The organism is Rhodococcus sp. KRD175, from assembly GCF_017168275.1.
In the GTDB taxonomy this organism is placed as follows: Bacteria; Actinomycetota; Actinomycetes; order Mycobacteriales; family Mycobacteriaceae; genus Rhodococcoides; species Rhodococcoides fascians.
On sequence record NZ_JABFAQ010000007.1, the window covers coordinates 215,397 to 228,320 of the forward strand.

General features: G+C 64.5%; 10 protein-coding genes. 6 read left to right on the forward strand and 4 right to left on the reverse strand.

The features are described 5' to 3' along the window. Positions 1-25 precede the first annotated feature (25 nt). A complete protein-coding gene (locus tag J1M81_RS13250; protein WP_027497404.1) occupies positions 26-781 on the forward strand; it encodes a DUF4191 domain-containing protein in 756 nt (251 codons plus the stop codon). A gap of 37 nt (positions 782-818) precedes the next feature. Here the strand turns inward: J1M81_RS13250 and J1M81_RS13255 are convergent, their stop codons facing one another. Beyond that, positions 819-1,283, reverse strand: coding sequence for an RDD family protein (locus J1M81_RS13255; RefSeq protein WP_032370280.1), 465 nt, complete (start codon positions 1,281-1,283; stop codon positions 819-821). A 167-nt stretch (positions 1,284-1,450) separates the two neighbouring features. Between J1M81_RS13255 and glnA (J1M81_RS13260) the strand changes: the two genes are divergently transcribed. The 5 genes from glnA (J1M81_RS13260) to J1M81_RS13280 all read left to right on the forward strand — a co-directional run bounded on the left by glnA (J1M81_RS13260) (position 1,451) and on the right by J1M81_RS13280 (position 6,679). Next, positions 1,451-2,887, forward strand: a complete 1,437-nt coding sequence (gene glnA / locus J1M81_RS13260; protein WP_027497406.1) for a type I glutamate--ammonia ligase — start codon at positions 1,451-1,453, stop codon at positions 2,885-2,887. Between the two features lie 187 nt (positions 2,888-3,074). Beyond that, positions 3,075-3,725 (forward strand): ABC transporter permease, encoded by a 651-nt coding sequence (locus tag J1M81_RS13265; protein ID WP_027497407.1) that lies wholly within the window; start codon positions 3,075-3,077, stop codon positions 3,723-3,725. Next, the gene (locus tag J1M81_RS13270; RefSeq protein WP_027497408.1) at positions 3,718-4,914 is read left to right on the forward strand and encodes an ABC transporter ATP-binding protein; all 1,197 of its coding nucleotides are present in this window, start codon (positions 3,718-3,720) and stop codon (positions 4,912-4,914) included. The genes J1M81_RS13265 and J1M81_RS13270 overlap by 8 nt, the downstream gene beginning before the upstream one ends. Beyond that, on the forward strand, positions 4,911-5,696 hold the full coding sequence (locus tag J1M81_RS13275) for an ABC transporter permease (protein ID WP_027497409.1): 786 nt from the start codon (positions 4,911-4,913) through the stop codon (positions 5,694-5,696). The genes J1M81_RS13270 and J1M81_RS13275 overlap by 4 nt, the downstream gene beginning before the upstream one ends. Next, a complete protein-coding gene (locus J1M81_RS13280; RefSeq protein ID WP_206498161.1) occupies positions 5,696-6,679 on the forward strand; it encodes a glycine betaine ABC transporter substrate-binding protein in 984 nt (327 codons plus the stop codon). The genes J1M81_RS13275 and J1M81_RS13280 overlap by 1 nt, the downstream gene beginning before the upstream one ends. On the opposite strand, the gene J1M81_RS13285 is transcribed toward J1M81_RS13280, so the two are convergent. The 3 genes from J1M81_RS13285 to J1M81_RS13295 all read right to left on the reverse strand — a co-directional run bounded on the left by J1M81_RS13285 (position 6,676) and on the right by J1M81_RS13295 (position 12,873). Further along, positions 6,676-9,723, reverse strand: coding sequence for a bifunctional [glutamine synthetase] adenylyltransferase/[glutamine synthetase]-adenylyl-L-tyrosine phosphorylase (locus J1M81_RS13285; protein WP_206498162.1), 3,048 nt, complete (start codon positions 9,721-9,723; stop codon positions 6,676-6,678). The two genes, J1M81_RS13280 and J1M81_RS13285, sit on opposite strands and share 4 nt — an antisense overlap. Positions 9,724-9,865: 142 nt before the next feature. Next, positions 9,866-11,206, reverse strand: coding sequence for a type I glutamate--ammonia ligase (glnA, locus tag J1M81_RS13290; RefSeq protein ID WP_027497412.1), 1,341 nt, complete (start codon positions 11,204-11,206; stop codon positions 9,866-9,868). Positions 11,207-11,307: 101 nt separating this feature from the next. Next, entirely contained in the window at positions 11,308-12,873 is a 1,566-nt protein-coding gene (locus tag J1M81_RS13295) for an alpha/beta hydrolase (protein WP_206498163.1), read from the reverse strand. Positions 12,874-12,924: the final 51 nt, after the last annotated feature.

Consider the following 12,924-nt stretch of genomic DNA (forward strand, 5'->3'; position numbering starts at 1 on the left):
CGGCACAGGCCGTATCCTGTGAAGTATGGCGAACGGCAGTAAAGCTGGCAAAGCGGCAAAGCCCAGCAAGGAAGCAAAGGCGGCTGCCAAGGCAGCCCGCAAGCAGGCATCGAAGGAACGGCGCAGCCAGTTGTGGCAGGCGTTCCAGATGCAGCGTAAGGACGACAAGGCTCTCCTTCCGCTCATGATCGGAGCGGTGGTCGGTCTCGGGCTGATTGGCTTCCTGATCGGTCTGGCCTTCGGCTTCCAGTGGTTCCTTCTCCCCATCGGTCTCCTGTTGGGCGTGCTGGTCGCGTTCATCATCTTCGGCCGGCGGGTTCAGAAGTCCGTGTACAAGAAGGCAGACGGTCAGGCCGGTGCTGCGGCGTGGGCCCTGGACAATCTTCAGGGATCGTGGCGTGTCACCAATGCGATCGCAGGCACCACTCATCTCGACGCCGTGCACCGGGTGATCGGGAAGCCCGGAGTGATACTCGTGGCCGAGGGTGCGCCGCAGCGTGTGAAGACCCTGCTGGCCCAGGAGAAGAAGAAGACCGCCCGGCTGGTGGGCGATACTCCGATCTACGACATCATCGTCGGCAACGGGGAGAACCAGATTCCACTGTCGGGTCTGCAGAAGTACCTGTCGAAGCTGCCGAAGAACATCGACGGCAAGCGGATGGACACCATCGAGTCCCGGCTGGCCGCGTTGGGAACCAAGGGTGGCCCGGCAATGCCCAAGGGACCGATTCCCGGTGGGGCCAAGATGAAGGGCGTTCAGCGGACCATGAAGCGTCGCTGACCCGTATTTCGACCGACAGCCCTGGTGCGTCGACCCCTCAGCGGGTCCGCAGCAGGGCTGTTCCCGTTGCGCGGTCGTGCATTCCCCGGCCGTCCATGTCGGTGATCACGGCCGGGACGACGAACAGCAGAATGAGCTGCCGCACCAATGCCCGGACGAAACCGACTCGCGCATGGGCGTCGATGCGTCCCACCTGTACTCCCACGATGAACTGCCCCGGGGTGAACGAGAACAGCGAGACGCTCGCGATTCCTACGACGAACCACACGGCCAGCACGATCGTCGAGATCAGTCCGCTGGTGGTGTAACCGCCGAGAATCAGCGACGCCACACCGGTGGCCATCGTCCAGTCCAGCAGCAACGCCAGGACTCTACGACCGGTTCCGGCGAGTGCGCCGACGCCCCGCGCGGGCAGACCGAGTTGTTCCCCACGGAAGTTCTGCGGCGGTCGTGGGTTCGCGGCCGCCGGTCCGGACAACCAGGACCCTGTCATTCGTGCCATGATTTCCAGGATAGGCGCGGTCGGGCACACGGAAAAACGGGTGGACGTACTGTTGTTCGTGCCAACCGTGAACCACGACGTGTAACACGGGCGAAACACGAGCTTGACGGGCGGGCAACACCGAGTCCATACCGTCAGTTCGACGGACTCAACTAAGGAGCAAAAGCGTGGCGTTTTCCACGGCCCAAGAGGTCATCAAGTTCATCGCAGATGAAGGAATCGAATACGTCGACATCCGATTCACGGATCTGCCGGGTGCACAGCAGCACTTCTCCATCGCTGCCAAGGCGTTCACGGCCGACACCCTGGAAGACGGCCTCGCGTTCGACGGCTCGTCCGTCCGCGGCTTCCAGTCGATCCACGAGTCCGACATGATCCTGCTGCCGGACTACGCCACCGCTCAGATCGACCCGTTCCGCAACGCGAAGACCCTCAACATGGACTTCTTCGTCCACGACCCGTTCACGCGTGAGGCGTACAGCCGCGACCCGCGCAACGTTGCGCGCAAGGCCGAGGAGTACTTGGCCAGCACCGGCATCGCCGACACCGCATTCTTCGGTGCCGAGGCCGAGTTCTACATCTTCGACTCCGTGCGCTTCGACTCGCAGGCCAACGGCGCGTTCTACGAGCTCGACTCGTCCTCGGGTTGGTGGAACACCGGAGCCGAGACCGAGGCCGACGGTGGACCGAACCTCGGCTACAAGGTCCGCTACAAGGGTGGCTACTTCCCCGTCGCACCGTACGACCACTACGTCGACCTGCGTGACGAGATCTCGACCAACCTGCAGAACGCAGGCTTCGAGCTCGAGCGTGCCCACCACGAGGTCGGCACCGGCGGTCAGCAGGAGATCAACTACAAGTTCAACACGCTGCTCCGCGCGGCCGACGATCTGCAGCTCTTCAAGTACATCGTCAAGAACACCGCATGGAAGAACGGCAAGTCCGCGACGTTCATGCCGAAGCCCCTGTTCGGAGACAACGGCTCGGGCATGCACGTGCACCAGTCGCTGTGGAAAGACGGCAAGCCCCTCTTCCACGACGAGGCCGGATACGCCGGACTGTCCGATCTGGCACGTCACTACATCGGCGGCATTCTGCACCACGCTCCGTCGCTGTTGGCCTTCACCAACCCGACGATCAACTCGTACCACCGTTTGGTGCCGGGCTACGAAGCTCCCATCAACTTGGTCTACAGCCAGCGCAACCGCTCCGCCGCGGTGCGTATCCCGATCACCGGCAACAACCCGAAGGCCAAGCGCCTCGAGTTCCGCGCGCCGGACTCCTCGGGTAACCCGTACCTGAACTTCGCCGCTCAGATGATGGCGGGCCTCGACGGAATCAAGAACAAGATCGAGCCGATGGCTCCGGTCGACAAGGACCTCTACGAGTTGCCGCCCGAGGAAGCCAAGAACATTCCTCAGGCACCCACCTCGCTGAACGCGGTCATCGACCGTCTCGAGGCCGACCACGACTACCTCACCGAGGGTGGCGTCTTCACCACCGACCTCATCGAGACGTGGATTTCGCTCAAGCGTGAGCAGGAGATCGCTCCGGTCAACCTGCGTCCGCACCCGTACGAGTTCTCGCTCTACTACGACGTGTGAGTCGGTAGATTTCACGAAGAAACGCCCGGCCGAAGCTTTTCGGCCGGGCGTTTTTCGCGTTCTCGATTGTTTCCGATCGGCAACTTTTGTGGCAATCCGCAAAGAAATTCAGACCGGTCGGCGTTTGATAGTCGGTACGCGGGGCAAAGACAACTACCGCTACCGGCGAACAGAGGACGACGACTGCATGGATGCACTGTGGGATTTCATCGTCGGGCGGCGAAGGCAGTTGGCGATCGATTCATATCTCCACGTGTCGGCCGTCATTCAATGCGTTGTCATTGCAACCGTCATCGGGGTGGCGATCGGTGTGCTCGTGTACCGAAGCCCCGCGGGCTCCGCAGTCGCCACGGCCCTGGCGAGTACGGTGCTCACCATTCCGTCGTTCGCACTGCTCGGAGTTCTCATTCCGGTGCTGGGTCTGGGCGTCAAACCCACTGTGACAGCTCTTGTTCTGTATTCGCTTCTCCCTATCATTCGAAACACCGTGGTGGGCTTGGCAGCCGTCGATCCGGCCGTTGCCGACGCGGCCCGCGGAATCGGAATGAGCCGCGCTCTGGTGTTGCGCCGCATCGAGATCCCACTCGCGTGGCCGTCGATCCTCACCGGGATGCGCGTCAGTACGCAGATGGCCATGGGCATTCTCGCCATCGCCGCGTACGCCAAGGGTCCCGGACTCGGCAACCTCCTCTTCTCGGGCCTCGCCCGCGTGGGTAGCCCCACAGCTCTACCGCAGGCTCTGACCGGCACTGTCCTGATCGTCCTGCTGGCGTTGATCCTCGATGGGATCTACGTGTTGATCGGCAAACTGACCACCTCGAGGGGTATCCGTGAGTGACTCGACCCGTACATCGAATGTCTCCGGCGCGGAAATCGTGCTCGAGAACGTGACCAAGAGCTACCCGGGGCAGAAGCTCGCTGCCGTCGACAACGTGTCGATGACCATCCCCGCGGGCGAGGTCGTCGTACTCGTCGGGCCGTCCGGTTGCGGCAAGACGACGACGATGCGCATGATCAACCGTCTGATCGAGCCGACATCGGGCCGCATCACGATCGGTGGCAAGGACGCACTGTCGATCGATCCGAACGAATTGCGCCGCACCATCGGTTATTCCATTCAGCAGGCAGGCCTGTTCCCGCACATGACGATTGCGCAGAACGTCGGGATGGTGCCGGGTCTGATCGGGTGGAACAAGAAGCGAATCGACGACCGCACGGACGAGATGCTGGACCTCGTCGGCCTCGATCCGGCGGTCTATCGCCAGCGTTATCCGCGGCAGCTCTCCGGCGGTCAGCAGCAACGCGTCGGAGTCGCACGCGCTCTTGCCGCCGATCCCCCGGTGCTGTTGATGGACGAACCGTTCGGCGCCGTCGACCCGATCACCCGCGGGTTGCTGCAGGACGAATTGATGCGTCTGCAAGCAGAATTGGGCAAGACCATCGTTTTCGTCACGCACGATTTCGACGAGGCGGTCAAGCTCGGTGACCGCATCGCCGTGCTCGGTAACCAGTCCACGATCCTCCAGTACGACACTCCCGAGGCGGTGCTCGCCAACCCGGCCGACGACACCGTGGCCGGGTTCGTCGGAGCCGGAGCCGCTTTGAAGCAGCTGACGTTGATGCGAGTACGCGACATCGAGCTGTCCGACGTGCCGGTGTTCGGCGAGGACGACTCGGTGGAGTCGATGAACTCCGCGCTGGGATCGGATCCCGAAGCCTGGGGAATCATCGTCGACTCCCGTAGACGCCCGATTCGGTGGACGGATCGACGCCACCTCGCGGGTGTGGGCAGCCTCCGTGACGTCGGGGTGCCGATGGGAGAACTGGTGTCGACCCAGTCGACCCTGCAGGATGCTCTGGAAGCTCTACTGTCCGAGGGCAATGCGACGGCGACCGTCACCGGCAATCGCGGCGAGTACGTCGGCACCGTGACCATCGACGTGCTGATCGACACCATCAAGTCGTTGCGGTCGCAACACGCGAACGATCACGACGAGCCGCGCGAAGCTGCTGGGACTCCGTCGTGACGACACTCGCCGATACCGGCGACGAGACCAAGGACGCCGCTCGTACTGCCAAGCGCGCCGAGCGAATTCGTCTTCTCATCCAGCCGGCCCTGGTGCTGGTGATCGTGGCGATTCTGTTGGTCTACGCGTTGACCAGAGACCTCACCGCGACGCAGGCCGAGACGATCAACATCAGCACGATCTCCACCCGGGTTCTCGAGCATGTGCTGATCACCTTCGTCGTCACCGCGTTGGTGCTCGTCATCGCCGTGCCTCTGGGTATTCTGTTGACTCGCAACGGGTATCGCAAGGCTGCACCACTGTTCATCGGTATCGCGAACATCGGGCAGGCCGCACCGGCCGTCGGCTTGCTGGTGTTGTTGTTCCTGTGGACGGGCGCAACGGGTTTCTGGACCGGCGTTCTCCCGATCGCGTTCTATTCGTTGCTCCCCGTTCTGCGCAACACCATGTTGGGCTTTCAGACAGTCGAGCCGAACTACATCGATGCCGCTCGCGGACAGGGCATGTCGAACATGGGCATTCTGCGCCGCATCGAATTTCCGCTCGCGGTGCCGTTCATCCTGGCGGGTCTGCGCACCTCGCTCGTGCTCGCCGTCGGCACCGCAACTCTGAGCTTTCTGGTCGGAGCAGGCGGGCTCGGTGTGCTGATCGACACCGGCTACAAGCTCAACCAACCACTCATTCTCGTCGTGGGTGCCGTTCTCGCGGTAGCACTCGCGCTGTTGGTGGATTGGCTGGGCGCACTCGCCGAGGCCTACCTCGGACCGAAAGGACTCCGCTGATGCGGCGCACCACCCGACGACTCGCAGCGCTGTCCGCCACCACCGTTCTCGCGCTGACGGGGTGCGGATTGCAGTCCGGCGGCGCGATGCCGTTGTCGGTCGAGGCCGGCAGCATCACTCCGCTCGAGGGGCTCGAAGGTGCCGAGTTCACCGTCGGATCGAAGGACTTCACCGAGCAGATCATCCTCGGCTACATCCTCGAATTCGCGCTGAGCGCAGCCGGTGCCGACGTTCGCGACCTCACCAACATCGTCGGCTCGCAGAGCGTTCGACTCGCGATGCAGAACGGCCAGGTGGACCTCGCCTACGAATACACCGGAACCGGGTGGATCAACTACCTGGGTAACGAGAAGCCCATTCCCGATGCCACGGAACAATTCGAGGCAGTGCGCGATGCCGACAAGGCCAACGGCATCGACTGGGTCAATCCCGCGCCGATGGACAACACCTACGCGCTGGCCATGAATCAGCAGGTCGCGCAGGAGACCGGTGTGCGCACGCTGTCGGACTACGCCGCTCTGGTGAACCGAGATCCTGCCGCCGCATCGCTGTGCGTCGAGACCGAGTTCAACAGTCGCCAGGACGGACTCCCCGGCCTCGCCGCCACCTACGGTTTCGATGCCAACGCCATCTCCGTGCAGATTCTGCAGACCGGCGTCATCTACCAGGCAACTGCGGACGGTTCGCAGTGCCGATTCGGTGAGGTGTTCACCACCGACGGCCGAATCAAGGGCCTGAACCTGACCGTGGTCGAGGACGACAAGGCGTTCTTCCCGCGATACAACGCGACTGTCGTCGTGCGGCAGGAGATCGCCGATCGCTATCCGGAGATAGCCGAGGTCACCGCGCCCATTTCCGCTGCGCTCACCAACGAAGCGATCTCGGAGTTGAACAAGCAGGTCGACATCGACGGCCGTGAGCCCGCGGATGTCGCGCGCGACTGGATGGTGAAGCAGGGCTTCGTCACCGCAGGCAGCGACTAGAGTCCGCCGAACGTCCTCTCCACGACTGCCTTGGCTCGACGCGTGACGCGCAGGTAGTTGTCGAGGAATGCCCCGGCGTCGCCGTTCTCCCACCCCGCCACCTGTGCGACGGCGGACAGGACGGCACCCGGTCTCGGCAGTTGGTCGGTCGGCTTACCGCGAACCAGGACGAGCGCATTGCGCGCTTTCGTCGCCAGGATCCACGCTTCGCGCAGCAGCTCGATGTCGGTCTCACTCATCAGCTCGGCTGCGCCGATCGCGTCGAGGGATTGCAGCGTCGAGGTGTTGTGCAGTGACTGGACCTTGTGTGCGTATCGGAGCTGGATGAGCTGTACGGTCCACTCGATGTCCGCCAGTCCCCCACGTCCGAGCTTGGTGTGAGTGGCCGGGTCGGCTCCCTTGGGGAGACGCTCGGAGTCGATCCGCGCCTTGATACGCCGAATTTCACGGACGGCGTCGGCAGACACTCCACCCTCGGGGTAGCGCACCTTGTCGGCCATCAGCAGGAATCGGATGCCCAGGTCCTGATCGCCCGCGACCTGATGCGCACGCAGCAGAGCTTGCACCTCCCATGCCTGAGCCCACTGGGAGTAGTACGCGGCGTAGGACGACAGCGTGCGCACCACCGGGCCGTTGCGACCTTCCGGGCGCAGGCCGGTGTCGACTTCGAGCGGAGGGTCCGTGCTCGGCGCTCCGAGCAGTTTGCGGATGCGATCGGCAATGGTGTTGGCCCACTTGACCGCAACGGTCTCGTCGACGCCGTCCACCGGTTCGCAGACGAACAGCACGTCGGCGTCGCTTCCGTAGCCGAGTTCGCCGCCGCCCAGGCGTCCCATACCGATGACGGCCAAGGTTGCCGGTGCCGGTTCGCCGCGCTCGATTTCGCTGGCTCTGATGGCAGCGGCCAGAGCGGCATTGATCACGGCGGCCCACACCGACGACAGCGCCCGACACACCTGAGGTACGTCGAGCATGCCGAGGATGTCTGCCGACGCCACCCGTGCCAGCTCGTGACGCCGCAGCGCCCTCGCCGCGTTGATCGCTCGCACCGGATCCTCGTACCGAGCCGAGGACGACAGGATGGCGCGGTAGGTCTCCTCCGGCTCGACGTCGAGCAGACGCGGGCCGGTGGGGCCGTCGGCGAACAAGCGAATGACCTCGGGGGCCTTGATCAGCAGATCCGGCACATAGGCCGAGGATCCGAGCACGATCATCAGCCGTTGCGCCACTGCGCCTTCGTCGCGAAGTACCCGCAGGAACCACGTCTGCTCCCCCGCCGACTCCGAGAGCCGGCGGTAATTGAGCAGTCCCGCATCCGGGTCGGGGGTGTCTGCGAGCCATTCGAGCAGGGTCGGCAGCAGCACGGCCTGAATCTGACCGCGGCGAGTACCGGAACCGACCAGCGCTCGCAGGTGGCCCAACGCATTCTGCGGCGTCGCATATCCCAGCGCGGCAAGCTGACGCGTCGCCGCGTCGGGGGTCAAACGCACTGTCTCCGAGTCGAACTTGACCACCGAATCGAGCAACGGCCGGTAGAAGAGCTTCGCATGCAGCCGACGGATGCGCTGGGCATTCCTCTTGATCTCGGCGTTCAGTACACCGAGCGCATCGCGATTGCCGTCGGGTCGCATGTGCGCCGAACGGGCCAGCCACCGAAGCGATTCCTCATCGTCCGGTGGAGGCAGGGTGTGTGTTCTCCGCATTCTCTGCATCTGCAGGCGATGCTCGATGAGTCGCAGGAATTCGTAGGACGCGGTCAGATTCGCGGCGTCGTCGCGGCCGACGTACCCGCCCTCGGTCAGAGCCGTCAGTGCATCGGTCGTGCCCAGTACGCGTAACGACTCATCCGTTCGGCCGTGCACCAATTGCAGGAGCTGGACGGCAAATTCGACGTCGCGCAGACTGCCGCGTCCGAGTTTGATCTCCCGCTCTCGAAGCTCGGTCGGCACCATCTCCTCGACTCGTCGCCGCATCGCACGGACCTCGGGCACGAAGTCCTCGCGCTGACTGGCCAGCCACACCATCGGGTTGACGGCATCGACGTAGTCGTTGCCGAGGGCGATATCGCCGGTCATCGGCCGAGCCTTGAGCAGGGCCTGGAACTCCCAGGTCTTGGCCCAGCGCTTGTAGTAGGCCACGTGCGAGTCGAGCGTGCGAACCAGCTCGCCGCGCTTACCTTCGGGGCGAAGCGCAGCGTCGACCTCGAAGAACGCCGAGGACCCGATGCGCATCATCTCGCCGGCGATCCGACTCGCCTGTGAGTCCGCCGGCTCGGCGACGAACACGACATCGACGTCCGAGACGTAATTGAGTTCGCGCGCACCGCATTTGCCCATGGCAATGACGGCCAGCCGCGTCGGACACGGGGCATCGGGACACACGGTCGCCACCGCCACCGCCAGAGCCGCAGTGAGCGCCGCATCCGCCATGTCGGACAGTTGGGCTCCCACCACCGTGTACGGCAGGACCGGTTCGTTCTCGACGGTCGCGGCGAGGTCGTAGGCGGCCAACACCATGATCTGGTCGCGGTACTTCTTGCGCAGGGCGATCACGGCGGGCGGGCCGGTGACGGACGCCCGGTACAGATCGGGTGCGGCATTGGGCCCGGTCTCCGGCTCGGCCCCGACGGCCTCGAGCAGTTCCGCGACCAGCGTTGCCTTGCTGGGCAACTGGATCTTCGCCGAGACACCGCTGCTCTGACCTTCCGCGGTCAGTAACAACCGCCAGGTGGTGTCGTCGGCAACGAGGTGGTCGGCGAGCGCACTGGACGCGCCGACGAGTCCCAGGAGGCGGCCGCGGAATCCCTTGTCGTTACGCAGTGCGGTGTCGAATTCGGCCCAGCCACTGCCGAGCATCTCGTACATGCGCACCAGCGTGCGCAGTGCGAGATCGGCGTTGGGGGCACGCGAGAGCGACCACAGCAGCTCCAGACTCTCTTCGCCCGTCCAGCCCAGGGTGCGCAGATCGGACGGCGCAGTCTCCTCGACGAGACCGAGGCGGCCAGGTCCGGGTACGACCGACCTGGAAGTGGGAGGACGCACCATCAGAATCCACCTCGGGGTGCCACAGATATACCTCGTCGTCAGTAATGCGACGCGAGGGTGCCCACGCCGGCATCGAACCTACATTCGGGATCGACTAGAACGTAGCCCATGGCAGCGGTGGGTTGTTACAGACCCCGCTACTCTACAAACCGAGGTACGCCCTCAGCTCGTACGGCGTGACGTGGCTGCGGTATTCCTCCCACTCGCGACGCTTGTTGCGCAAGAAGAAGTCGAACACGTGCTCGCCCAGTGCTTCTGCGACCAGCTCGGAACCCTCCATCGCGTTGAGCGCTTGGTCGAGGTTGCCCGGCAGTTCCTTGTAGCCCATGGCGCGACGCTCCGCGGAGGTCAATGCCCACACGTCTTCCTCGGCCTCGGGAGGAAGGGTGTACCCCTTCTCGATTCCGCGCAGGCCTGCCGCGAGCAGCACCGCGAACGCGAGATACGGGTTGCAGGCCGAATCGGGGCTACGAATCTCGACGCGTCGCGACGACGCCTTGTTCGGGGTGTACATGGGCACACGAATCAATGCCGACCGGTTGGCCGGTCCCCAGGATGCAGCGGTCGGGGCTTCGCCACCACGCACGAGACGCTTGTACGAGTTGACCCACTGGTTGGTCACGGCACTGATCTCGTTGGCGTGCTCGAGGATGCCGGCGATGAAGGACTTGCCGGTTTCGGACAGCTGCATCGGATCGTCCGGGTTGTGGAAGGCGTTGGCGTCGCCCTCGAACAAACTCATGTGCGTGTGCATCGCCGAGCCGGCCTGGTCGCTGAACGGTTTGGGCATGAACGTCGCGCGCACGCCCTCTTCGATGGCGACTTCCTTGACCACGTAGCGGAAGGTCATGATGTTGTCGGCCATGGACAGTGCGTCCGCGTACCGCAGATCGATCTCCTGCTGGCCCGGCGCTGCCTCGTGGTGGCTGAACTCGACCGAGATGCCCATCGACTCGAGCGCGTCGATGGCATGCCTGCGGAAGTTCGGAGCCGAGTCGTGCACGGCCTGGTCGAAGTAGCCGCCGTTGTCTGCCGGGGTCGGCGGTGAGCCGTCCTGGGGAGCGTCTTTGAGCAAGAAGAATTCGATCTCGGGGTGCACGTAGCAGCTGAATCCGAGGTCGGCAGCCTTGCTCAGCTGGCGACGCAGCACGTGGCGCGAATCGGCCCAGGACGGCGAGCCGTCGGGCATGGCGATGTCGCAGAACATGCGGGCAGAGTGCTGGTGACCCTTGCTGGTCGACCACGGCAGAATCTGGAACGTCGACGGATCCGGCTTGGCGACGGTGTCGGCCTCGGAGACGCGGGCGAATCCTTCGATGGCGCTGCCGTCGAAGCCGATTCCCTCGTCGAATGCACCTTCGAGTTCAGCGGGCGCGATGGCCACCGATTTGAGGTACCCGAGGACGTCGGTGAACCAGAGGCGGACGAAACGAATGTCGCGCTCTTCGAGAGTCCGGAGCACGAATTCCTTTTGACGATCCATGAACGCGAGAGTAAGCAAACGGAGTTAAATCTGTGTTACATCGTGAATTCAGTCTCACTTCGTGGAACTCTCCGCTCACCGCGCGCCCGGTGAGGTACGTGTCAGCAGACCAGCCCTTCGCCTGGTGGGACGAGGTCCACGAGGTAGTTCGTCAGCGGATCGTCGATGCACTCGACTCCCGAGAACGCCACCGTGTGTTGGGTGCCGTTGTAGGTGACCAGGTCGCCGCGCAGCTGGTCGGCCAGTTCCACGCCCGCTTGGTAGGGCGTCGCCGGATCGTTCGTCGTCGAGACCACCACCAGCGTGGGCAGCCCCTCCACCTCCACGATGTGGGGCTCACTGGTGTTCGGCACCGGCCAGAAGGCACACAGATCCAGCGGCGCGTTCCCGGCGGAGCGGCCGTCGTCGAGGTACGGCGCTGCCGCGCGGAACCTGGCGTCGGCCTCGTCGGCCTCCCCCCGGTCGGTGGTCGGCGGGCCGTCGACGCATCGGACGGCGTTGAACGCGTCGTCGATGTTGGTGTAGCTACCGTCCTCGAGCCGTCCGGAGTAGGTGTCGGCGAGGCGCAGCAGTGTGTCTCCCCTTCCCTCTCGCAGTTCGCTCAGTCCGGCTCGCAGCAAGCGCCAGAGCTGCGGTGAGTACAGCGCCTGTTGCGCTCCGGTGATCGCGTCGTCGTAGCTCAGTCCGCGCGGGTCGGTGGTGTCGGCGGGCTTGTCGACCAGCGGATCGACCAAGGTCCGGAACTGCGCCACGGCCTGGGACGGATCGGTGCCGAGCGGACAGGTATCCGTCTGCGTGCAGTCCGCAGCGAACTGGTCGAACGCGGTCTGGAACGCCGCACCCTGGGCGACGGCCTCGTCGACGGGCGACTGGTCGGGATCGAGTGCTCCGTCGAGCACCATGGCCCGGACGTTCGACGGGAACGCCTCGGCGTAGGCGGTACCGATGCGTGTCCCGTACGAGTACCCGACGTACGTGAGCTTCTCGTCGCCGAGCACTGCGCGGATGACATCCATGTCGCGGACGACTTCACGGGTGCCGACGTGTTCGAGCACGTCGGCCCCGGTGCGTTCGACACATTGCGCCGCGTAGTCGCGATGATCGGCTTCGGTGGCGGCGATCCCTTCCGGGCTGACGTCGACGTCCGGTTCCCGACGCTCTTCGTCGACTCCCTCGGACGTCAGGCAGCGCACTTCGGGTTCGGAGGCCCCGATTCCACGTGGATCGAATCCGATGCGGTCGAACCGGTCGGCGATCGGGGTGCCGTCGGCTTGCTCGGCGAGGTAGAGCCCCGACGATCCCGGACCGCCCGGGTTCATCAGGATCGACCCGATCTTCTCCCCCGTCGCCTGTGTGCGTGAGATCGCGATGTCGATGGTCTTGCCGCCCGGATCGGCGTAGTCGAGTGGCACGGTCACTCGGTCGCACTGGACTGCGTCGCCGAGTTCGGACCCATCCGTGTTGTAGGACTCGCACGATTCCCACTGCAGATTCTGGGTGTAGAACGCCTCGAGCCCGGCAGGAACAGGACCGGCCGGAGCCGAGAACGTGGAGTCGGACGCGGTGGACGGATCGGGGTCGGCACCGGGCCCGGGCGCGGAGCAGCCGGCGAGGACGAGGGCGACTGCGGACAGTGCCACGACCGACGTCGTGGTGCGCGTTCTCATGAGTCGATCGTGCCAGGTCTTTCCGGCCACACTCCATTCTCGCTGCCCGGC

What these genes read in the sequence shown, in the direction of transcription:
- J1M81_RS13250 (WP_027497404.1), top strand. Translation starts at nt 26, where the DNA reads ATGGCGAACGGCAGTAAAGCTGGCAAAGCGGCAAAGCCCAGCAAGGAA.
- J1M81_RS13255 (WP_032370280.1), bottom strand. Translation starts at nt 1,283, where the DNA reads ATGGCACGAATGACAGGGTCCTGGTTGTCCGGACCGGCGGCCGCGAAC.
- J1M81_RS13265 (WP_027497407.1), top strand. Translation starts at nt 3,075, where the DNA reads ATGGATGCACTGTGGGATTTCATCGTCGGGCGGCGAAGGCAGTTGGCG.
- J1M81_RS13280 (WP_206498161.1), top strand. Translation starts at nt 5,696, where the DNA reads ATGCGGCGCACCACCCGACGACTCGCAGCGCTGTCCGCCACCACCGTT.
- J1M81_RS13285 (WP_206498162.1), bottom strand. Translation starts at nt 9,723, where the DNA reads ATGGTGCGTCCTCCCACTTCCAGGTCGGTCGTACCCGGACCTGGCCGC.
- glnA (WP_027497412.1), bottom strand. Translation starts at nt 11,206, where the DNA reads ATGGATCGTCAAAAGGAATTCGTGCTCCGGACTCTCGAAGAGCGCGAC.
- J1M81_RS13295 (WP_206498163.1), bottom strand. Translation starts at nt 12,873, where the DNA reads ATGAGAACGCGCACCACGACGTCGGTCGTGGCACTGTCCGCAGTCGCC.